Source organism: Flavobacterium sp. K5-23 (assembly GCF_023278045.1).
Lineage (GTDB): Bacteria > Bacteroidota > Bacteroidia > Flavobacteriales > Flavobacteriaceae > Flavobacterium.
In genome coordinates, this window is the sequence record NZ_CP056783.1 from 2,896,170 (window position 1) to 2,917,982 (window position 21,813).

The window sequence follows — 21,813 nt, forward strand, 5'->3', positions numbered from 1 at the left end:
TACGGATGTCATTTCTCCTTCGTCTATATTGACGAATTTCAATTTGGCTCACAATTATAACTGAACACTGAGCACTGAATACTAAAAACTAATTCCTAAATTATGGTAACCATTTTTTTTCAAAATTAGGCTTACGCTTTTCTAGAAAAGCATTACGTCCTTCTTTTGCTTCTTCAGTCATATAAGCTAATCTAGTGGCTTCACCGGCAAAAACCTGTTGACCTACCATACCGTCATCTGTAAGATTCATGGCGAATTTCAACATTTTTATAGCCATAGGTGATTTTCCTAATATTTCCTGAGCCCATTCGTAAGCAGTATCTTCAAGCTCGGCATGGGGAATCACGGCATTTACCATTCCCATATCCATAGCCTCTTGAGCTGAATAATTACGACCTAAAAAGAAAATTTCACGTGCTTTTTTCTGACCCACCATTTTTGCCAAATATGCTGAACCGTAACCACCGTCAAAGCTAGTCACATCGGCATCAGTTTGTTTGAAGATAGCATGTTCTTTACTCGCTAAAGACATATCACAAACAACGTGTAAACTATGTCCTCCACCAACAGCCCATCCTGGAATTACAGCAATAACAACCTTTGGCATAAAACGTATTAAACGTTGTACTTCCAATATATTTAAACGATGTTGACCGTCTTCACCCACATAACCTTGATGGCCACGAGCATTTTGATCACCACCACTACAAAAAGAATACACTCCATCTTTAGAAGAAGGACCTTCAGCAGAAAGTAAAACAACTCCTATCGAAGTATCTTCTTGTGCATCATAAAATGCATTGTATAATTCGGCAGTAGTTTTAGGACGGAAAGCATTACGCACATCAGGTCTATTGAATGCGATTCTTGCTACACCATTACATTTTTTATAGGTTATATCTTCATATTCTTTTGCTGTTATCCAATCCATCTGAGTCTGTTTTTTAAATTATTTGATGTAAAAATAAATCATTTTTTACATTTTCTACTATTCTATCAAAGAGAAGCGTAGGTAATCCTTCTCTGAACAAATAACCTATTGTGTTAAAAAACGGTAAAAAAACCAACATTTAACAGTCCAAAACTATAATAATACTTAATTTAGTCACTGTTAGTCAAATACATAGATTACTTTTTGAATTTGATTCAACATTCTAAAGTTCACTGATTTATTAACCTAAAAAAAGAATATAATTGAGTAAAATTGAAAAATTCGTCTCTTATTATTTTGTGGTTTTAAATAATAAATACAAAATAAGTGAGAAAAAGAGAGTGCTATTTACTGGAATAGTAAAAAGACTAATAGTAACACCTACGGTTAATACGTAAGATTTGAGAATCCATATTACTGCAAAAGTATAAAATACAAAGTAGTTGAATTTTGGAAAAACTATCTTTATAAAATAAAAAGAAACCAAACGGTTTTTATTATAATTCTAGTCTAGATTTCAAGTAGATTTTTGCACTGAATTATTATTTTAGCTTTGTCTATCGATCATTCGAAACAAGCTAAAAAAGAGAAAGACTAATCATCACGATTAGTCTTTCTTTTTTTATTTATTCCTTAACGAGGTAAATTCCATCTTCTTTTATCTCAATCAGCTTGTCTTTATACAATGCCCCAATTGCCTTCTTGAAAGTTTTCTTACTCATCTTCAAAACTGTTTTTATGTCTTCAGGATGGCTTTTATCATTCAACCTTAAAAAACCACGACTTGCACGTAGTTCGTCAAGAATGATATCAGCATTTGGCTCAATGCTTTCATAGCCTTGAATTTGCAATGCAACATCAATTTTATTATCAGGACGTATCGTTTTAATATATCCACGCAAACGATCACCGGTACGAATTGCATCATCATAAACCTCATCCTTATACAACAAACCTTTATGACGCTCATTGATGATAACGTTAATCCCTAACTCGGTAATATGAGAAACAATCAACTCTACTTCTTCTCCTTTTTCGACTGTAAGCTCGTCATTTTTAAGGAATTGGTTGGTTTTACTGGAAGCAACCAAACGATTGGTTTTTTCATCCATATAAAGGTAAACCAAGTAACGTTTTCCTTTTTCCATAGGACGTGCTTGCTCCTTGAAAGGTACCAGAATGTCTTTTTCCATTCCCCAATCCATAAATGCACCTACTTGATTCGTGTAATTTACACGTAGAAGTGCAAATTCGTTCAATAATATATAAGGCTCCAAAGTTGTAGCAACAGGTCTTTCTTCGTGATCCAAATAAACGAAAACAATAAGCTCCTCGCCTATTTCAAATTCATTTGGAACATATTTATTGGGTAAAAGTATATCGTGAATTCCTTCAGGGTCCTGTTCAGGGTTCCCTAAAAACAAACCAACTTTGGTATCACGTAATATGGTAAGCGTATTGTATTTTCCTATTTCAATCATTTTATTCTATTTTCTAAGCCGCAAAGGTACGAAGTTTGAAAATAGCATAACGAAAAATGATTTTATAAAAGAATATTCCTTTTAAACAATGTGAAATTTATTTACCTAATAGAATGTTAACCCACTAGAAAACAATTAAAACTAATCGAGTTACTTACTTAAAAACCAATATTAAATCTAATAAACTCAATCTTTATTATAGTTTTTAATGACTGTGAATACTTTAGAATAGCATTAACAAGATGAAATATTTGCGTTTTAAACAATAACACACCCCTAACCCTCTCAAGAGGGGAATTTGTCCCCGTTAATATTTAACCTTTAGTTGTTTGTTAAATAAATAAGTCGAAAAATTAATTTCTATTAAATATTATTTAATCCTTAAATTTGGAAAAAACTATAACCATATGAAACCAAATCTTTTAAATATCTTCTTTACTTTTCTCTTTTTTACACATATTGTTTCCGCACAAAACATTTCAAAAGATCCAGAAATAAAAAAAATGCTTACTGAGGTTAAAGCGGAAAGCCTTGAAGCAACGGTTAAAAAGCTAGTGTCTTTTGGTACTCGACATACTTTAAGTGATACTAAAAGCAAAACTCGAGGAATAGGTGCCGCGCAAACTTGGGTAAAATCTGAATTTGATAGATATGCATTAGAATCTAATGGTCGATTAACCTCAAAAATTGATTATTTCACTATCAAAGCCGATGGGAGAAGAATTGCGGTTGACAGTCAATTAGGAAACGTTATGGCGACTCTTAAAGGAACTGACCCTACAGATGACAGAGTTCTTATCATAAGCGGACATTTAGACTCTAGAGTAACTGATGTTATGGATTCTAAATCAGATGCACCAGGTGCAAATGACGATGGTTCAGGAGTAGCTGCTATGATGGAACTGGCAAAGATTATGAGTAAAAGAGAATTTCCTTTTACATTGATTTTTGTTGCTGTAACCGGAGAAGAACAAGGTTTATATGGCGCTAGACATTTGGCTGAATTAGCCAAAAAAGAAAATTGGAATATCATAGCAATGATAAACAATGATATGATAGGAAACAGTTTGTCAAGTGGTACGCAAATTAGAGACAATACACAAGTTAGAGTTTTTAGCGAAACTATACCTTATCTAGAAACCGAAGACGAAGGTAAAATGCGTAAATCCACTAATAGAGATAATGATAGCCCGTCGAGACAACTTGCACGATATATTAAAACAACTACAAATGACTATGTAGATCAACTTGATATTAATTTAGTATATCGAAATGATCGTTTTTTACGTGGTGGCGACCATACTCCTTTTAGCCAAAATGGATTTACTGCTATCCGTTTTTGTGAAATGAATGAAAACTACGATCATCAACATCAAGATTTAAGAACTGAAAACAATATTAAATTTGGAGATCTTCCGGAATTTATGGATTTTGAATACCTTAGAAAAATCACTTGTTCAAATCTAGCCACTTTTAGTAATTTAGCTTGGTCACCTAAGGCCCCTTTAAATGTTGGGATTGAAGTCAAAGAACTTACTAACTCTTCCACTTTAGTATGGAAAGCACCATCAGGAAAAAAGGTATTTGGTTATAAAATTTTAATCAGAGAAACAGCTTCACCACATTGGGGAAAAAGCGTATTTGTAACTGGTGAAAAGGCTGAAATACCTTATTCAAAAGACAATTTTTTCTTTGCAGTACAATCTATAGATGAATTAGGTCATTCTAGTTTACCTATTTTCCCTGTTCCCTTAAGATAATATTTATCCACAAAAAAAGCGCCCAAAAGGCGCTTTTCAATATCTTTAATCATTGTTTAGTTGTAAACACTTTCTTTCTTGAAGTGAACAGCTAATAAATAATAAATTACCGCTCTATATTTATTTTTGTTAGAACGCCCGTATTTTTCCATTACTGCATCAATACCTGCATCTAAATTTGCTCCGTCAACTAGTCCTAGCTTCTTGATAAGAAAATTATTCTTCACAGTATCTAATTCTGATTGCTGACTTCCTGCTACAGTAGAGGAATCCGCATTATATATGGAAGGACCACAACCAATAGTTACTTTTGTCAATAAATCCATATTTGGAGTTACGCTGCATTTTTCTTTTAAATCTGCCGCATACTTTACAATTAATTCGTCTCTCTTGCTCATAAATAAAATTTAATAGTTGATTACTAATTCGTTATACTCTCAAATTTAAACAAATATTTATTATTCTAAGCCTGATTCTCAAAAAATTTATAAAAAACATCTTATAAATATTACTTTTTATTTATTCGAAAAAGAATTTAAAAACACAAATGCAAAAAAATCCAAAACCTCTTTTCCCTAAATATTATTTATACTAACTCCTTAAAATACTGCAATAAAACACCATTGTTTTCAAGTGTTGGCGTGAAAATCTCTAAAATACAAGGACTGTTATTCTCAGAATATAAATCAGTCAAACTTTTATCCAAACTCAATTCGTCAGAAGCTGTAAAGTACTTAAATCGATACATTTTGGCTAATTGTTCTGCAGTTAGACAATGTGATGTTTCAAAAAACGTATTAAAGACTTCGGTTTCTTGATGTCCTGGTAAAATTCTAAAAATACCTCCACCTCCATTATTTATCAAAATAATCTTGAAGTTCTTGGGAATATACTCATTCCATAATGCATTACTGTCGTATAGAAAGCTAATATCTCCTGTAATGAGAACAGCTGGCCTTTTAGTATTTATTGCTGCTCCTATAGCTGTTGAAGTGCTGCCGTCAATTCCGCTAGTACCTCTATTACAGAACACCTCAATCGCAGGATCTATATTAAATAATTGTGCATACCTAATGGTAGAGCTGTTGCTTAAATGCAACATACATTCTTTAGGCAGTGAAGGAATCACTTTTTCAAAAACTTTAAAGTCCGAAAAAGGAATTTGAGTCAGGTATTCAAGGTGTTTAGCTTTACGTAGCGTTACTGTCTCCTGAATATTAGCATTATAAGTACTTTCTATTTCTTTGGCTCCAGCCAATAATTCATTAAAAAAAGCATTTGGTTTAAGTTCAATATGATTAGTCAAACAACAAAAAGTGTCATACGCACGTAAAGGATCTATATGCCAATGAAACTTTGGCTGATAATCTCTCAAAAAAGCTTTTATCCTTTTGGAAACTATCATTCCCCCGAAGGTTATCAGTATTTCAGGTTTAAAATCTTCAAAATCACTCTTTGTGAAAGGGGTAATAATCGTGTCAATATTATTCAGAAAACTAGGGTGATGCAAATTAGAAGTCACTTCAGTCATCACAACAACCGAATCATCTTTGGCTAATGAATCAATTACTTGTGTGTCAATTTCATCACAATCATTGACTCCCACTAAGATTAATTTCTTTTTGGCAATATTCCATAATTTTGAAAAAGCTGCAATATCTACTGAGGAAATGTTATCATTATCAGATGAAAGTTCAGTTATAGTTACTTCAACATCAAGTTCCGAAGTGGTTTGATATAATGGTTCTTCAAAAGGGGCGTTGATATGAACTGGTCCTTTTTTGGCGAAAGCCGTATTAATTGCTTCATTTATTTTCAAGTCATTTTCTAATGAAGCTTTTTCGTTTAAATTGGCATTATATAAAGAATGATTGGCAAATACATTTTCTTGTCGAATGGTTTGGCCGTCGCCAATATCTATTTTGTCCAATGGTCTATCAGCAGAAATCACAACTAAAGGAATCTGGCTGTAAAAAGCTTCGGCAACTGCAGGATAATAATTCAATAAAGCCGATCCTGATGTACAAATTACCGCCACAGGTTTCTTGATTTGCTGGGCAATACCCAAAGCAAAAAATGCAGCACAACGCTCATCAGCAATACTGTAACATTTAAATTCGGGATTATTGACAAAGCCGATAGTCAAAGGGGCGTTTCTTGAACCTGGAGATATCACTATGTTTTTTATTCCTTTGGCCAAACAAATTTGGATTATGCTTTGCGCTAAAGGTATTTTGGGGTAGATCATTGTATAAAATTTCTGTGTTACAAATATACTAAGTTGAAAAGTAAAAACTACATCATTCCTACATTTGGCTCTTTTTTCTTCTTTCCTCTTGTCACTTGTTTTTTCCGTAATCCTGTTTTAATAAAATTAAGCATCTTTGTACTTATAATAACCCAATAATAAAGCCTAATTCACAGAAAGAGAATATATTTGTGTTTCTTTTTTTCGAAAAAATAAATTTAGACTAACATTAAAAATTAAAATATGCGTTTCCTATTTCTCTTACTGATATTCATCTTTACTCAAAATGGAATTGCACAAACCAATTTAAAATTTGAAGAAAGTGATTACCAATCTGTTCTAAAACAATCGAAAGCAGAACAGAAACCTATTTTCATTATGTTATATGCTAATTGGTGCCCGCATTGTACTAAAATGAAAAAAGAAGTATTCACAAATCCTTTGGTTATTGACTTACTCAATAAAAACTACATCTGTACTTGGCAAGATGTTGAAAAAAGCGAAGGAATTATGTTGAAAAACAAGTTCAACACTAAATCCTTACCTGCCTTTTTATTCTTGGATTCAAACGAAACAGTTTTGTATAGTTTAAAAGGAGAATATAATCTAACCAATTTTATTTTGGAAATAAAAAATGCTTTAGATCCTAAGAAAGGATTGCCCTATTTAGAAAAAGAATTTTTATTGGATCCTAGCAATGCCAATAAATGTTTAGAATTTATGACTACATTGAAAAAAGGAAAAGAAAGGGAGGAATTGTCAAAAACGGCACATCAATATCTGGCTACTCAAACAGAAGATCAATTAATTAGTGAGATCAATTGGAGAGTTATTTCTAATGGTGTTACGGATATTAAATCAAGAGAATTTCAATTTGTTTTGCAGCATCAAAAAGAATTTGAAGCCATCACATCTCCGATACGTGTCGAACGAAAAATCACCAATATTGTTACTGAATTACTCAAACCATATACTGAAAATCTAGATACAATAAGCTATAATAAACAACGCCAAATAGCTAAAACGATTCAAATACAAAAAATTGATTCCTTAATTTTTTCTTATGATATGTTGATAGCTGAAAGAACTGAAAATTGGTCTGCTTATAAAAATGCGACAATCGAATCAGTTGAAAAGTATATTTGGGATAACCCAACACTTTTAAAGGCAGTAGCACAGAATTATTTGAAACACATTATTGCTCCTAATAGCTTGAAAGAAGCCGTGAAATGGGCTAAAAGATCATTAGAATTGAAAGATACTTATGACGGAAACATTCTAATTTCTAAACTTTATCTAAAAATCAACGATAAAAATTCAGCAATAAAATATGCACGAAAGTCAAAAGACATTTGTGTCAGTATGAATTGGGATTTAAAAGAGATAAATCAATTATTTATTGAACTAGGTATAAAATAAAAGCTAATTTTACAAAACAAATTAAATTTTATGGAAACTAAAATAAGACCAGCCGTTTTTTCTGATTTGGATACCATATTAGAAATCACCAATCACCAGATTCTTCACAGCACCTCTATCTATGATTATGAACCACGAGATTTTGAAGCTCAAAAATTATGGTTTGCTGATAAACAAAAACTAAACTTACCCGTAATTGTAGCTGAATATGAAAATGCACCAATTGGTTTTGCCACATTTGGATCATTTCGGCATAAAGAAGCGTATCGCTTTACAGTAGAACATTCAGTATATGTTGCCGAAGAATTTAAAGGTATTGGAGCTGGTAAATTACTATTGACTGAACTTATAAAAATAGCTAAAGAAACTGGCTATCACACTATGATAGGCGTTATTGATTCAGAAAATGAAGGGAGTATTTCTTTCCACCAAAAACAAGGTTTTGAAGTAGTAGGAACAATAAAAGAATCAGGGTATAAGTTTGATCGTTGGTTGAATTCTGTATTTGTACAATTGCTTTTAAAATAAGATTTCTAGCTTATCCATTTATAAATAAAAACCCGAATTCTCCTAATTAAAATTAGTGGAATTCGGGTTTTATAAATTTCATATAAGAAAATAAAAAATTGTAATCAAACTATGCCTTAATCCAGTTTATAACTTCTGGGTCTGTTGGTAAAGTTTTAGGTGCAATTACTTTATCTAATTCTCCCTTTTCATTAATAAGGTATTTTTGAAAATTCCATTTTACCTCTGAATCTTCTACCCCATTTTTGCTTTTTTGAGTTAAAAACTGATATATCTCACACATATCATCACCTTTCACAGATACTTTATCCATCATAGGAAAGGATACTCCATAATTTTGTTGACAAAAAGTAGCAATTTCTTCATTAGTTCCAGGTTCTTGCGATGCAAAATTATTAGCTGGAAAACCAACAATTACAAATCCTTTATCCTTGTATTCTTTATATATTGCTTCTAGGTCTTTGTATTGTGGAGTTAGTCCGCATTTTGAAGCTGTATTAACAATCATTACTTTTTTACCTTTCAAGGATGCAAAATCAAAAGTATCCCCTGATAAATCTTCTACCTTAAACTGGTAGATATTTTGTTTTGCCATAACCATTTCAGTTTTGTTTTTATCTGCTTTTTTGTTTTGAGCTTCATTCTTGCAACTAAAAAGAAATAGCGCTGCACAAGCTAGAAATAATAGGTTTTTCATATTTAAATTTTTTATAAAATTAAACAAATTGGTATAACAATACTCCGTATTAACTTTTAATTAATAATGAACAAGTGTTAAAAAATAACCTAGCGCCAAACAAAAACGCTAGGTTTTCCAACAAAACAAACAAATTCTATTATTAAAATGAATATGTAATTTTTCCTTTCATAAAAAAAGGTGTCCCAGGGGTAAAATGAATTTCTTCTACACTATTTGGTTCATTTTGCAATCTTGATTCGGTAGCAAACTGGGTTTCATTCCATTTAGTGTTCAATATATTTTCCATTGAAATCCCAAAATTGACACTCTTATAAGTGTAATTTATATTGAAATCAGCGATAGCATATCCCTTTGCAACTATGGAATTATCTTCGTTAGCTGGACGATTTTTTAAATATCGGTAACGTAACCCTCCTGATATTCCTTTCCAATTTTGAAAACTCAATCCTCCAGTAGACGTAAAATCAGGAGCAAGTGGAATATAATTTTGACCATTGGGCTCGTCTATGCTTCTTGCATAAGTATAATTAGCATCCGCATCAAAATACAAATAATCATTTAACTGATAGCGCAATCCAAAATCGATTCCCATACGTTTTGATTTGCCGCTGGGCTCTATAATTCCAGCATCTCCCACGTAAACAAATTCTTGCTCTAAATACAAATACCATAAAGCGGAATTCACAATTAATTTTGGAAATGGTTTCCAAATCGTACCAATATCAGTACCAATTGCAGTAGGTAGAATTTGTTTTCCATTATTTTGAACCACAACTCTAGTGTCATTAGAATGAAAACCCATCCCTGATTTTATAAAAAATTGTAAATCATTATTTTGGGCGTAGATAAAATTCAACTTTGGTGAAACTTTCACTTCCATTTCTGATTGTGTTTTATAACTTAAAGCCAATTTATCTTGGTAATTGAATTTAAAATAATCGAAACGAACAGCAGGATTAATCAATAATTTACCCCATTTTATTTCAGAATTTAAATATGTAAAACCATTGAACTCATCAATATCGCCCAATTTAATTCTCTCCAGTGTAGTATTTCTGTTTAAAGTATGGGAAAGCTCTGTATCCTTAGTTGCATCAGCACGAAAACCACTTCCTAATTGAAACAATACATCCCAATCACTATTTTTTATTTTCTTGTTTAACTCTACGTTCATTCCATAAATAGTTCTATTCTCTTTTTGTCTAATTTGGTCTCCATTAATAGGATCTTCTAAGAAAAAAGTAAAAATAGAATACAATTCAAATTCATACTTAGAGTAAAAAATATTCGTTTTCAAAAAAGTATTCTCGTCTATAGGTTTACTTAAAGTAGCATTTAAATTCGTTCTCGAAGTATTTCCACCTTCCGTATCATCAACGGAGCCAAATCTAGAAATAGTTCCATTATCCACCAATCGTTGTGGTATTTGACCAGAAGCATCCCACTTACTGGAAAAACGAGAGACAGAAATAGAAAATTTACTATTATCGTCTAATATTGCTGAATATTTACCTAAAAGATTAACCCTGTTAAAATTTTGAGGAGAATCAAATGGACCGTTAGTTAGAATATATTCTGTAGCTATATAAGCACTTTGTTTTTTTTGTTTACCCAATAAGTCAAATAAACCTACCGTTCTTACCGTATTGAATTGTCCAGCTTCAACACTGATACTACTCTTATTTAATTTTTCTTTAGTTTGGAAGGCTACGTATCCTGCTGTCGCAAAATCCCCTTTGTCAGCATAATACGTGCCTTTTCCAAAATCTATTTTTTCTACTGTTTCGGGAATTACAAAATGTAAATCGGCATAACCTTGACCATGAGCGTGAGAAACCATATTCACTGGCATTCCATCTACTGAAATGGCAATATCAGTACCGTGATCTATATCAAAACCTCTCAAAAATATTTGTTCCGCTTTACCTCCACCAGCATGTTGCCCTATGAATAATCCTGGCACTTTTCTAAGAATTTCTTGGGAAGAATTCACTGGAGTAGTTTGCAAATCAATTTTTGAAATGACATTCATCGCTGAAAGTTTTTGCTGAATTACAATTTCATTCAATCTAAAAATATCATCTTCCAATACGATTCTAATTTCAGACATAGCAATAGTATAATTTATTTTTTTATACCCTAGAGCATTTGTTTTTATAACATCTCCTAAAATCGTTTTATCAATGCTAAACATCCCTAATTCATTAGTATGAGAATGACTATCCGATTTTGTATTTACCAAATAAGCGTTCTCAATAGCGTTCCCAAATTCATCTACAACCATACCTTTTTGGACTTGACTGTACGATACTAATCCAATAATGGACAGTAGAATTGTTAAAAAATATCTCATGTGAATTTTATAATTGATTTACCTTTTTCTCGAAATTTGGTCCCAATTCATAGATACTGGAAAGTAATTCTTTCTTTATAGGTTCTACTTTTTCCATCTCGTTATTCGCTTTATAAATCATAGCCAAATGATATTGTACTTTTGGTTCGAAAGATTTTCCTATCACATGCGCTTTGGCAATTTCTAACGCTTTTTTATGCTGTCCAACATTTAAATAAGACCAAGCCAATAAATCATATGAATCTGGAGTAGGCCTATGATCCACTTCAATTTTAGCAATTTCAAGGGCTTTTGCAGCATTTTCTTTTTCATCTGCATAAATCAATGTGTTGTATTTATTATACATCGCACCATAATTATTTTCTTTTAGCATCAAGAAATAAGCCTTTTCATTTTTGGCAGCCTCTTTATCATTACCTTCAAATTGTGCGATTTGAGATTTCAATAAAAAGAAATCTGGGGTATTATGTGTAACTTCAATAGCTTCGACAATTCTCTTTGCTTCTTTCGTATTTCTTTCATAAGAAAATACTATCCAAGCAATTCCTTTTAATGCATAGGAATAATTGGGATCTAATTTTAATGTTTTTAAGTAATTGTCATAAGAATCTTGTACTCTTCCTGCATGACCATAGAAATCTCCAAGATTAGAGTACGACCATATTTTCAATACTTTATTATCTTCTTTTTCAGCAATGTCTCTTGCTTTTTCCATAAAACCTATGGCTGTTTCTAAATCCCCTATATGATCATTCCATTTAGCTAATCGAATTAGATAATCATAATCTTTCATATCTTTTAATGCCTTTAAGTTCTTTTCTGCTGCCGAAAAATCTCCTAATTCCATTTCAACGTCAAATAATAATTTTTGAGTTTCATTTTTCCCCTCACCTATCACAAGTGCTTTATTAGCCAAAATAAGTGCTTCTTTAAAACGGTGTTGCGCTATGAAGTTCCTTCCTAATGAACAAAGCGTAGCAACTTTTGAATAATTGTTTTCTTCATTAGACTGTGTTAACAATTCTTCTGTTTTATATAAATAATCAATATTTCCAGTATATTCAAAAAGTGTTGCATATTTAGAAGCAATAATCCCTAAATAACTTGATTGATTAGGAGCCATATCATATTTTGTTTGCCAAAAAATAATCTCTTCATTGGCAAAATCCAACGATTTATTCCCTTTAACATTTATATATTGATCGTAATCTGATGCGTTTGTTATCTGTTTTGTTTTCGTTTCGCAACCGAAAATAAATACAATAGTAAAAACCAGTAACGGAATTATTTTATACTGTTTCATAATCTAGTTTTTTGTTTGTTTGTTTGTTTGTTTGTTTGTTTGTTTGTTTGTTTGTTTGTTTGTTTGTTTGTTTGTTTGTTAAAAAAAACAGAGTGCTTTTAAAATAGGCACCCTGTTTTTTTTAATTATTTATTACCAAGCTGCTGCTAAGTATGGGAAACCAGTTGTGAATGCTTTGTCATTTGCGTTTACATTATCAGAAGTAAGCCCTGGATTTGAACCTCCAGTGGGTCCCCCAAAGATTAATAGCAATTCTACATCAATAACATCATCAGCCAAAGCTCTTCCGGTAAGCACGTTTGCTCCGTCAAAAAATGTTGTCTTCCCTGAAGTTTTTACATTCAAAACATCTGTTGCTAACAATCCAGTGAATTGTAAAGCTGTTTGTCCTAATGCATTTGTAGTAAAGCCAGAATTTAAAGCTAATAATCTAGATTGAAAAACACCTTGGTATTTAGCTCCCATTGCTGATGGAATAGTAGCATTAAAATCGTCCTTAGGTTGTCCTGAAGCAATAAAAACAGTATTAATTGCTGGTCTGGCCATTTGATCTTGTTGTACGTAAGTTCCTGAAAAATCAGCACTTGCCATTGGATTATTGTCGTCGTCGTTATTACAACTTACTGAAGCTACTGCACAAACTAGTGACACAGCTATAATTTTAAATTTGTTTGATTTACTCATTGTGTTTTTATTTATTTTTTTTCGGAATTCGTGAATTTGTCGTTTCATAATATCTGTTTTTTAATACTAAATAATAATTATTGTTTTTTCTTTGTTTCAGACCATACATTTAAAGTAGATGCTGTACCTAATTTAGCTTTAGGAACTTCAACCACCACAGCAAGAACATTTGTTCCAGCAAAAGTATCTGTCCCTGGATTATTAAATCCTGCAGCTGTGCCGCCTAATATTTTTTGGAATTGTCCTAAGTCAAAGAAAAATGGATCGTCTCTTGGACCTGCGAAAAACTTCATTCCGTTTTCTGTAGCAATTGTTGGTGCTACTCCGTATTTAGAAATTGCTACACTTCCAGAAGCTTCACTAATCTTAATAGTACTTGAAGTTCCTTTTGATGCTGGAGCATAAGGTCCAAAGAAATACATCTTATCTCCTTTTCTTATTGCTTGGATAACTAAGTCTTCAACATTATCCCCAGTATTATCAATGTTAATTTCAATCATTACATTTTCATTAAAGGAAGCCGCTCCTGTTGCACCAGGACTTAATAAGCCTTGAGTGTTTACCGCAAACACTAAATTATTAGTGTCTTGTCCTTGAAAAGCATACATATCAGTAATGTCTGCTGCATTACCAGTTACCGATGGAGCATCTACGTGATCCGCTGCTACTAAAATCAAACCCGAAACCGCCACTAGCGATAGGCCTAAAATCATTTTTGTTTTTTTCATTTTGTTATAATTTAAAAGGTTATAAAAGCATTTACGGGAATGTTTACGATTTGGTTTTAAAAAATTGCTGAAAAAATAAAAATAATTTTCAAACACTTGTTTTTCAAGCACTTAACACGTAATAAAAAACAGTTTTATTTTTAATTTTTATTTATATAACTGGGATATTCAATAAATAAATTTAAATATGAATAAGTTTGTATAAGTTTGTAATTGCAAAAAATACACATTATGACTCAAGAAGAACTATTAGTGTTGATATACAAAAAAGACGAAAGAGCCTTTACACATCTCTATGATATGTATTCCAAAAGTTTGTTTTCTGTTATTAATGTTCTGGTAAGAAATAGAGAAGAAGCTGAAGATGTACTTCAAGACGTTTTTGTGAAAATCTGGAAAAACATTGATTCTTATAACGAAAGCAAAGGCAGGTTTTATACTTGGATTCTAAATATTGCCAGAAATACTTCAATAGATAAATTAAGATCCAAAAATTTTAATAATAGCCAAAAAAACCTTTCTTCGGATAATTTCGTAAATCTATTAGAAGACAGTAACAAACTAGTAAATAAAATGGATACCATTGGTATTCAGGAATTTGTAAAAAGATTGAAACCAAAATGTATTCAGATAATAGATCTATTGTTTTTTAAAGGGTATACCCAACAAGAAGCTTCGGAAGAGTTGGATATTCCTTTGGGAACTGTTAAAACTCACAATAGAAATTGTATTAATGATTTAAGAACTTATTTGAAAGTATAATGGAAAATAAAGAATATATAGACTCTGGTATATTAGAACTTTACGTTTATGGTTTACTTAGTGAAACCGAAAGCGAAGAAGTGGCCACTATGGCAAAAAACAGTACTGAAATTAATGATGAAATCATTGCAATTGAAAAATCAATTATAGCATTATCTTCTAGCTTCTCCCCATTTCATTCAGTGGCTAATTATGAAAAAATCAAGGCTAAACTAGAATTAAAACACGCTAAAGTGATTGAAATGAAACCTACTGGAAATTGGTCACAGTATATTGGCTGGGCAGCAGCTGTACTCCTAATGATAGGAATAGGTTACCAATACAAACAATTGAATCTAACAAGCAATCAAATAACAAATACAGAAAATGAAAAGATTAAAATAGAGAAAGAACTTCAAATTTTAGAACTTCAAAATAAAGCTATTGAAACTAGTTTAGCGGTGGTTAGAGATGTTAAAAATACGGTAGTTTCACTTGGTGGTCAAGCTGTTGCTCCAGGGTCATCTGCAAAAATATATTGGAATAAAGAAACCAAAGTAGTTTATGTTGATGCAGCTGGATTACCTGAGCCTCCGGAAGGAATGGTGTATCAAGTTTGGGCATTAAAACTAAATCCTTTATCTCCTACAAGTATTGGTTTACTTGATGATTTTGATGAAAATAATCAACGTTTTTTTGCTGTAAACAGTACTGGAGATGCTGAAGCTTTTGGAATTACACTTGAACCTGCCGGAGGAAGTTTAACTCCTACTATGGAGCAATTGTATACTTTAGGAAAAGTATAGTTTCTACTAAAATTATAAATCTTTATTCATTTCAAAACCAGACTTTCATTCGGAAGTCTGGTTTTTTTATCCTATCAACATTTCTTTTATTAAATAATATATAGGTTCTAAAAAGGTTTTAAATAAATAATTGTTCAAATGGAAATCATAATAATCGGATTGAGAAATAGAAAAAATATATTTTAATAAAACAAATACTATAATAAAAAATACCATAAGAAAGAATTGTCTTCTTTTCTATCAAATTTTGTGTATTTCATCGATTATTTTGTTTCTAATAACGTGAAAGTGAGTAGGTTTGGCAAAAATATAAATCATTGATTTTATTTTTATAAAGACGCTAAACCAAAACCATTTTAACATTAAACCATCTTTTTTGAAAACACATTTTCTTAGTGCATTTGCACTTATTTCACTATTATTATCTTTGAATTCTTGCTCAACTGACACAAATAAAGAATCTGAAACTTCTTTAAATTCCAATTTAGTTGCTAAATCTGAAATATCAAAACCCTTTTCATATAGTTTAGCTGAATTAGAAACTTTAAAATTAATAAATGATTATAGAGTTAGTATTGGATTAAATCAATTGGAAAAAACTTCACATATTTCATTTAAATCTGAAGAACATAACGATTATATGATCACTAATACTGTTTTTAATCATAATGATTTTAATTCCCGCTCAGAAAACATAAAACTAGTTCTAGGAGCTAAAACTGTAGGTGAAAATATAGCGTTTAACTTTAAAACTCCAAAAGATGTTTTATCAGGTTGGTTGAACAGTCCTACTCACAAAGCAAACATTGAGGGTAATTTTACACATTTTGGAATTTCCATAAAAACTGATCCCGCAACTGGAAGTAAATATTATACTAATATTTTTGCCAAAATATAATTTATGTTGGTTCTTGAAAAACACGAAGTGGTTGAACTCCGTAAAAACTAAGATTGTGAAAACAGACTTAATATTATTTTCAGACGTTAATACCCTTTAATTAAGTAATAACATTATTTCTTATTGAAAACCATAACGGTATAAAGTGTCATATATTTGCACTTTTATAAATTTCATGGACCATACTTTACTTTCATCCCCTTTACAGGGATTTACCGACTTTCGTTTTAGAAATGCCCAAAACAAATATTTTGGCGGTATAGATACTTTTTATTCTCCCTACATTCGGTTAAACGGGAAGTTGGTTATTAAGCCCTCTTATCAACGTGATATTCTACCTGAAAACAATATTGGTTTAGAAGTAATACCACAAATAATTACAAACGACGCAGATGAGTTTCTATTTGTGGCCAAATATGTTCAAGAGCTTGGTTATAAAGAATTAAACTGGAACTTAGGATGCCCTTATCCAATGGTAACAAAATGCGGAATGGGATCTGGTCTTATTAGCAACACTGAAAAAATCAATCAAATACTGGACAAAGTACATTCTGAGTCGGATATAATTGTTTCTATGAAAATGCGTTTGGGTTATGAAAACTGTGAGGAAATCCTAAAAACCTTACCCATCATAGAGTCCTACCCAGTTAAGAATGTTGCTATACATGCACGTATTGGTAAGCAATTGTATAAAGGAGGAGTGAATTTAGATGCGTTTCAAGAATGTGTAGAAAACACAAAACTTAAACTGTATTACAATGGAGACATTACAACAGTAACCAAGTTTAATGAAATGCAGGAACGTTTTCCTACCATCGACCATTGGATGATAGGCAGAGGTTTAATTGCTGATCCTTTTTTACCCAGTATGATTAAAAACAATACTTCTGAATATCCCTCAAATAAAATGGAATTATTCAGTGCTTTTCATGAAACCTTATATGAAGGGTATAGTGAGTCGCTATCTGGGTCTACTCACATACTTTTGAAAATGCACCATTTATGGGAATACTTTTCTGCTATATTTTCCAATCCACACAAAGTGGCAAAAAATATAAAAAAGGCAAAAAGTATTAGGAATTATGAGGCAACCGTAAAAGAAATTATTAAAGCGGGGTAATAGAAAATATTTACATAAAAAAGGTTCAACAGTAAAGTTGAACCTTTTCTATTAAATAAGTATTATCGAACCCAATACCAAATAATACCTGGATTAGGCAACACCCATTAACTCACGCATTACAATTAGAATACTATGGCATTCTCTCTTCAATACTACCGTCATTATTGGTGCACGTTTCAAATTTTGCGTTAAGAGTAACATCGGTTTGAGTGTTTTTTTAATTCATATAAGAATAATCACCGTTAGCAGTCCATATACCACCAAAATCATTTCTTGTATTTGAGTCAATCATATATTGAAAAATACTAGTGCTAAAAACACCAATTATAAATTAGTTTATTTTTAATAAGTATTAAAACATCAATGATCATAAATTTTAAAGACCATATTTTATTTTCACTGCATTAAAATTTTGTAGAATTTCATCGGCAGTAAGTACTCTTTTATAAATTAATACTTGAGCAATGTTTCCGCTATAAAAATGAGCAGAGCCAGCTCTAGAAGACAAATACAGTTTATGACTCGTGAAATTTCCGTTGTTGTCACTATTAAGTCCAGGGACGTTTACCTTATTTGGAGCGTTACCATCAATATAAATTAAAGATTGATCGTTAGCACCTAAACTTCTATCCATAGTTGTTGATAAAAGATGCCAATTATTATCATTTATAGCAGCAACTGAATTGTATACATTATAATTTTGATTATGATCTGTAATTTGCATTTTATTGCTTGTTGAAAGAATGCCAAACGCATTATTACTATTCCAATCAACGCTATGTTCTAAAACCATTGCTGTAGCAGTAGATGCCGTTTTTAAAATGAGTTGAATGGTAAGTTTATCAGTACTAGAAAGGTCTAAATTGGTATCTGTTACAACATAATCATTTGTACCGTCAAAAATTAAAAATCCGTTGTTTGAACTACTATAACTAACACCGTTTTTTAGGGTTCCATTATTACCATTACCACTTAAATCATTCCAAGCAGTGCCAGAACCTGAATAACTAGTTATATTACTGGCATCTAAATGAAGGAATATTCCAGGAGCTAAATCGGAACTATTAATTTGTTTAGATTCACCATTTTTATTAATTCCAAAATTAGTATTTATGGCACCATTTTTATTTACAAAAGTTGGGTTTGTTCCGGTTATCTGACCGTTTTTTGTTACCACACTAACACTGGTAATAGTCAGAATGGCTGAAATGATCTGGTTGTCATAATCTTCATCATAAGCTTGACTTGCTGTAATGGTGCTAACACCAGAACCTACATAGTTTACTGTTGTACCGCTAATTGTTGCTACCGAGGGATTACTGCTTGTATAAATAATTGCCCCTGTACTGTTTGTTGTAGGAGCAGTTAGGTTAAATGGGCTTTCAAAACTTGTTTTTACAATTGAATTAAAATTACTTAATGTAGCTGGCGCAACATCTGTTACAGTAATTGTTAAGTTTTGTGTACTAATATTTCCAGTAGCATCCGTGGCCTTAACATCTAATACATAAATATTACTGCTATTTATGCTGTTTGGTGTTTCAAAATCTGGTGCTGATATAAAGGAAACAATTCCTGAACTATTGATAGAAAATTTATTCCAATCGCCGCTAGTTCCTAAACTCCATGTGACTGCTTCGTTGGCTGTAAAAGTAAAAACAGGAGTCTTGTTTTCAGGCAAAGATATACTACTTGTAGAACCGGTTGAAGAACTAGGTCCTGTAATTATTGCTGGAGTTAAATCATATAAATTAGCCGTGTTGTTAGATTGAACAACAGTAGCTTCGTTTCCTGCAAAATCGAATATAGAAGCTACTACAGGACTAATGGTGATGGTTTCTGTTCCGTTTGCAGGGACAGAAAATCCAATACCCAGTGTGAATGTAATGTTGTCTGTAGTACTAAGACTGATAGGTGTTGTTGATGATAATGTTGCTACACCGCCCGTTAAAGAAAAAGCAAAACTACTCACTGTAAGATTACCAGTTCCAAAGGCTGTATTATAAACTCGCTTACTGAAAGTAACACTAAACGTGCTGTTGTTCGACGCAAGAGCTCTAGTAGTAATAATTGGGGCCGTCAAGTCACTTTCCATGTCACCATCGGTAATCGTCCAGCCTTTCGTGTCTGTAAGGTACGCACGAGCCGCAACTATATTGGGTTCGTTTGAATATTTACTTGTACCAAAGTGAATGGTTAGACTAGAAGGGATTGATGTTTCTCCTGGATCTAAGCTTGACCATCCAAGAAGCAAGGCATCATAGTTATTACGAGATAGTTTCCCTCCTGAAAGAAAATTTCCAGCCAATGTTGCTGATGAAATATCCCAACTGCCAATATTTTGATTGAATTTAGTGGCATTTTGAAACATAGTCGATATATTATTTACCCTTTTCATATTCCAGTTTCCAATATTTTGATTAAAGGCAGTGGCCCCATTAAACATACTAGACATATTAACCGTTTTTGCAAGGTCTGACGTGAAATTCCAGTTGCTTATGTTACCGTTAAAAGCCGTATTCCCTTCAAACATCCTACTTGGATTTACTAAATTAGAAACATCCCAAAAGTTTAAATTTTGATTAAAATTATTGGCAAGATAAAACATCAAAACGGTGGTTGTTACCTTAGACACATCCCAACTATTGATATCCTGATTGAACAAAATTGCCTGTCGGAACATTTCCTGCATATTTGTTACACTCCCTGTTTTTGTACCCCAACCATTCAGGGGTTGATTGAAAACTGATGCGTATGCAAACATGTTAGCCATGTTTGTTACCTTAATAACATTCCACCCACTTATATTTTGATTGAATTTTGTATTAGATAGAAACATACTTGCCATAGTAGTAACATTGCCTACATTCCAAATACCAATATTTTGGTTAAAAGAATTGGCAGATTGAAACATATTGGCCATGGTGGTAACATTGCTAACATTCCAACCACTTATATCTTGGTTAAAATTAGAGGCTGCGTTAAACATACTTGACATAGTAGTCACATTAGAAACATTCCAAACTCCAATATTTTGGTTAAAGTTTGTAGCATTTTGAAACATTCCTAACATATTGGTAACATTGGAAACATTCCAGTTTGTTATATTACCGTTAAAAGCATTTGCTGAAAAAAACATAAATTGCATATTAACGACACTTGATACATTCCAAGAACTTAAATCTTGGTTAAAATTTGTAGCTCCGTAAAACATCGCAAACATTGTAGTCACTTTGGATACATCCCAACTACTCAAATCTTGATTGAATAATGCAGCACCTCTGAACATCTCATGCATAGTAGTTACCTTACTTGTCTTACTACCCCAAGCGTTAAGAGGTTGATTATAAGTAGGACTGTACGCAAACATAAAAGACATATTTGTCACATTAGAAACGTCCCACCCACTGATATCCTGATTGAACGCATTTATAGATTTGAACATATCCTTCATGTTAGTCACTCTTTCTACATTCCAACTTGAAATGTAGAAAGAGTGACTAACATGACCAAAACATGCCTTCAAAAGTGATTGATTTAGTTACATCTGTTGTAAAAACCCAATTATTCATTGACCCTCCAGGGTTTGTCAAATTGGTACATCCATAAAACATGCTAAAAAAACTAGTGACCAAAGAAAGATCAGGAACATCGGTAGCCGTTATACTTAATGCACTTGCTCCACTAAAAGCCCTGTCCATAGATGTCCATTTGGCACCTCCCCATTGACTTATGGTCATTAAATTTGCCTTGTTTGCAAAACTGTTAAGGAAAATTCTCGGAAAACCGTTTGCAGTATTAGGTGTTATCGTTACTGTATAGGTTCCTGCTGTAGCATATGTACGGCTGATGGTGCCAGGCGAGCCTGTTTTGGTTTCAGAAAATCCGTCACCCCAGTCAATAGTAAAGTCATATCCACTCCCTGTTAATGGAATTTGCACTATTTTACTAGCATCCGTTTGCCATGTTGTAATAAATGGGTTTACAGGCTGAGCATACGCTGAACCACTATTTAAAGCCAGTAGCAATACTAGGATTGTATTAATTCCTAACAATCGTATAATTTTTAGTGCTTTCTTTTTCATCCTTTTTTAATTTTGAGTCAGGGTT

18 protein-coding genes are annotated in these 21,813 nt (G+C 32.1%); 7 read left to right on the top strand and 11 right to left on the bottom strand.

Annotated elements, in window-relative coordinates; genetic code table 11:
- Positions 1 to 100: 100 nt before the first annotated feature.
- Both FLAK523_RS12580 and FLAK523_RS12585 read right to left on the bottom strand, forming a co-directional pair.
- Complete coding sequence (locus tag FLAK523_RS12580) at positions 101 to 931, bottom strand: 1,4-dihydroxy-2-naphthoyl-CoA synthase (protein WP_248903961.1); 831 nt, start codon at positions 929 to 931, stop codon at positions 101 to 103.
- Between the two features lie 626 nt (positions 932 to 1,557).
- Positions 1,558 to 2,412 carry a S1 RNA-binding domain-containing protein gene (locus FLAK523_RS12585; RefSeq protein WP_248903963.1) on the bottom strand — a complete coding sequence of 285 codons (855 nt, stop codon included), beginning with the start codon at positions 2,410 to 2,412 and terminating at the stop codon, positions 1,558 to 1,560.
- Positions 2,413 to 2,819: 407 nt separating this feature from the next.
- On the opposite strand from FLAK523_RS12585, the gene FLAK523_RS12590 reads away from it, so the two are divergent.
- Complete coding sequence (locus FLAK523_RS12590; RefSeq protein WP_248903965.1) at positions 2,820 to 4,172, top strand: M20/M25/M40 family metallo-hydrolase; 1,353 nt, start codon at positions 2,820 to 2,822, stop codon at positions 4,170 to 4,172.
- A 56-nt stretch (positions 4,173 to 4,228) separates the two neighbouring features.
- On the opposite strand, the gene FLAK523_RS12595 is transcribed toward FLAK523_RS12590, so the two are convergent.
- Positions 4,229 to 4,570, bottom strand: coding sequence for a DUF2853 family protein (locus tag FLAK523_RS12595; protein ID WP_248903968.1), 342 nt, complete (start codon positions 4,568 to 4,570; stop codon positions 4,229 to 4,231).
- A 188-nt stretch (positions 4,571 to 4,758) separates the two neighbouring features.
- Positions 4,759 to 6,420, bottom strand: a complete 1,662-nt coding sequence (gene menD / locus FLAK523_RS12600) for a 2-succinyl-5-enolpyruvyl-6-hydroxy-3-cyclohexene-1-carboxylic-acid synthase (RefSeq protein WP_248903971.1) — start codon at positions 6,418 to 6,420, stop codon at positions 4,759 to 4,761.
- Positions 6,421 to 6,663: 243 nt separating this feature from the next.
- Between menD and FLAK523_RS12605 the strand changes: the two genes are divergently transcribed.
- Both FLAK523_RS12605 and FLAK523_RS12610 read left to right on the top strand, forming a co-directional pair.
- The gene (locus FLAK523_RS12605; protein ID WP_248903973.1) at positions 6,664 to 7,839 is read left to right on the top strand and encodes a thioredoxin family protein; all 1,176 of its coding nucleotides are present in this window, start codon (positions 6,664 to 6,666) and stop codon (positions 7,837 to 7,839) included.
- 30 nt (positions 7,840 to 7,869) lie between these two features.
- Entirely contained in the window at positions 7,870 to 8,367 is a 498-nt protein-coding gene (locus FLAK523_RS12610) for a GNAT family N-acetyltransferase (RefSeq protein ID WP_248903975.1), read from the top strand.
- A 109-nt stretch (positions 8,368 to 8,476) separates the two neighbouring features.
- On the opposite strand, the gene FLAK523_RS12615 is transcribed toward FLAK523_RS12610, so the two are convergent.
- From FLAK523_RS12615 to FLAK523_RS12635, 5 genes are all read right to left on the bottom strand, one after another.
- Positions 8,477 to 9,064, bottom strand: coding sequence for a glutathione peroxidase (locus FLAK523_RS12615; RefSeq protein ID WP_248903976.1), 588 nt, complete (start codon positions 9,062 to 9,064; stop codon positions 8,477 to 8,479).
- Between the two features lie 142 nt (positions 9,065 to 9,206).
- Positions 9,207 to 11,420: a TonB-dependent receptor gene (locus FLAK523_RS12620; RefSeq protein ID WP_248903978.1), complete on the bottom strand. Its 2,214-nt coding sequence runs from the start codon at positions 11,418 to 11,420 to the stop codon at positions 9,207 to 9,209.
- A 7-nt stretch (positions 11,421 to 11,427) separates the two neighbouring features.
- Positions 11,428 to 12,723: a hypothetical protein gene (locus tag FLAK523_RS12625; protein ID WP_248903981.1), complete on the bottom strand. Its 1,296-nt coding sequence runs from the start codon at positions 12,721 to 12,723 to the stop codon at positions 11,428 to 11,430.
- 132 nt (positions 12,724 to 12,855) lie between these two features.
- Positions 12,856 to 13,455, bottom strand: a complete 600-nt coding sequence (locus FLAK523_RS12630) for a DUF4331 family protein (protein WP_248903983.1) — start codon at positions 13,453 to 13,455, stop codon at positions 12,856 to 12,858.
- A 29-nt stretch (positions 13,456 to 13,484) separates the two neighbouring features.
- The gene (locus FLAK523_RS12635; protein WP_248903984.1) at positions 13,485 to 14,135 is read right to left on the bottom strand and encodes a DUF4331 family protein; all 651 of its coding nucleotides are present in this window, start codon (positions 14,133 to 14,135) and stop codon (positions 13,485 to 13,487) included.
- Positions 14,136 to 14,366: 231 nt separating this feature from the next.
- On the opposite strand from FLAK523_RS12635, the gene FLAK523_RS12640 reads away from it, so the two are divergent.
- From FLAK523_RS12640 to FLAK523_RS12655, 4 genes are all read left to right on the top strand, one after another.
- Entirely contained in the window at positions 14,367 to 14,897 is a 531-nt protein-coding gene (locus tag FLAK523_RS12640) for an RNA polymerase sigma factor (RefSeq protein ID WP_248903986.1), read from the top strand.
- Positions 14,897 to 15,682, top strand: a complete 786-nt coding sequence (locus FLAK523_RS12645) for an anti-sigma factor (protein WP_248903988.1) — start codon at positions 14,897 to 14,899, stop codon at positions 15,680 to 15,682. Before FLAK523_RS12640 ends, FLAK523_RS12645 begins: the two co-directional genes overlap by 1 nt.
- 376 nt (positions 15,683 to 16,058) lie before the next feature.
- On the top strand, positions 16,059 to 16,580 hold the full coding sequence (locus FLAK523_RS12650; RefSeq protein ID WP_248903990.1) for a CAP domain-containing protein: 522 nt from the start codon (positions 16,059 to 16,061) through the stop codon (positions 16,578 to 16,580).
- A 175-nt stretch (positions 16,581 to 16,755) separates the two neighbouring features.
- Positions 16,756 to 17,700, top strand: coding sequence for a tRNA-dihydrouridine synthase (locus tag FLAK523_RS12655; RefSeq protein WP_248903992.1), 945 nt, complete (start codon positions 16,756 to 16,758; stop codon positions 17,698 to 17,700).
- Between the two features lie 379 nt (positions 17,701 to 18,079).
- On the opposite strand, the gene FLAK523_RS12660 is transcribed toward FLAK523_RS12655, so the two are convergent.
- Entirely contained in the window at positions 18,080 to 21,148 is a 3,069-nt protein-coding gene (locus tag FLAK523_RS12660) for a BspA family leucine-rich repeat surface protein (RefSeq protein ID WP_248903995.1), read from the bottom strand.
- A gap of 55 nt (positions 21,149 to 21,203) precedes the next feature.
- On the bottom strand, positions 21,204 to 21,788 hold the full coding sequence (locus FLAK523_RS12665; protein ID WP_248903997.1) for a hypothetical protein: 585 nt from the start codon (positions 21,786 to 21,788) through the stop codon (positions 21,204 to 21,206).
- Positions 21,789 to 21,813: the final 25 nt, after the last annotated feature.

Excerpts from the sequence above, each read along its gene's own strand:
- FLAK523_RS12580 (WP_248903961.1), bottom strand. The coding sequence starts at position 931 with ATGGATTGGATAACAGCAAAAGAATATGAAGATATAACCTATAAAAAA.
- FLAK523_RS12585 (WP_248903963.1), bottom strand. The coding sequence starts at position 2,412 with ATGATTGAAATAGGAAAATACAATACGCTTACCATATTACGTGATACC.
- FLAK523_RS12590 (WP_248903965.1), top strand. The coding sequence starts at position 2,820 with ATGAAACCAAATCTTTTAAATATCTTCTTTACTTTTCTCTTTTTTACA.
- FLAK523_RS12595 (WP_248903968.1), bottom strand. The coding sequence starts at position 4,570 with ATGAGCAAGAGAGACGAATTAATTGTAAAGTATGCGGCAGATTTAAAA.
- menD (WP_248903971.1), bottom strand. The coding sequence starts at position 6,420 with ATGATCTACCCCAAAATACCTTTAGCGCAAAGCATAATCCAAATTTGT.
- FLAK523_RS12605 (WP_248903973.1), top strand. The coding sequence starts at position 6,664 with ATGCGTTTCCTATTTCTCTTACTGATATTCATCTTTACTCAAAATGGA.
- FLAK523_RS12610 (WP_248903975.1), top strand. The coding sequence starts at position 7,870 with ATGGAAACTAAAATAAGACCAGCCGTTTTTTCTGATTTGGATACCATA.
- FLAK523_RS12615 (WP_248903976.1), bottom strand. The coding sequence starts at position 9,064 with ATGAAAAACCTATTATTTCTAGCTTGTGCAGCGCTATTTCTTTTTAGT.
- FLAK523_RS12620 (WP_248903978.1), bottom strand. The coding sequence starts at position 11,420 with ATGAGATATTTTTTAACAATTCTACTGTCCATTATTGGATTAGTATCG.
- FLAK523_RS12625 (WP_248903981.1), bottom strand. The coding sequence starts at position 12,723 with ATGAAACAGTATAAAATAATTCCGTTACTGGTTTTTACTATTGTATTT.
- FLAK523_RS12630 (WP_248903983.1), bottom strand. The coding sequence starts at position 13,455 with ATGAAACGACAAATTCACGAATTCCGAAAAAAAATAAATAAAAACACA.
- FLAK523_RS12635 (WP_248903984.1), bottom strand. The coding sequence starts at position 14,135 with ATGAAAAAAACAAAAATGATTTTAGGCCTATCGCTAGTGGCGGTTTCG.
- FLAK523_RS12640 (WP_248903986.1), top strand. The coding sequence starts at position 14,367 with ATGACTCAAGAAGAACTATTAGTGTTGATATACAAAAAAGACGAAAGA.
- FLAK523_RS12645 (WP_248903988.1), top strand. The coding sequence starts at position 14,897 with ATGGAAAATAAAGAATATATAGACTCTGGTATATTAGAACTTTACGTT.
- FLAK523_RS12655 (WP_248903992.1), top strand. The coding sequence starts at position 16,756 with ATGGACCATACTTTACTTTCATCCCCTTTACAGGGATTTACCGACTTT.
- FLAK523_RS12660 (WP_248903995.1), bottom strand. The coding sequence starts at position 21,148 with ATGTTCAAATCTATAAATGCGTTCAATCAGGATATCAGTGGGTGGGAC.
- FLAK523_RS12665 (WP_248903997.1), bottom strand. The coding sequence starts at position 21,788 with ATGAAAAAGAAAGCACTAAAAATTATACGATTGTTAGGAATTAATACA.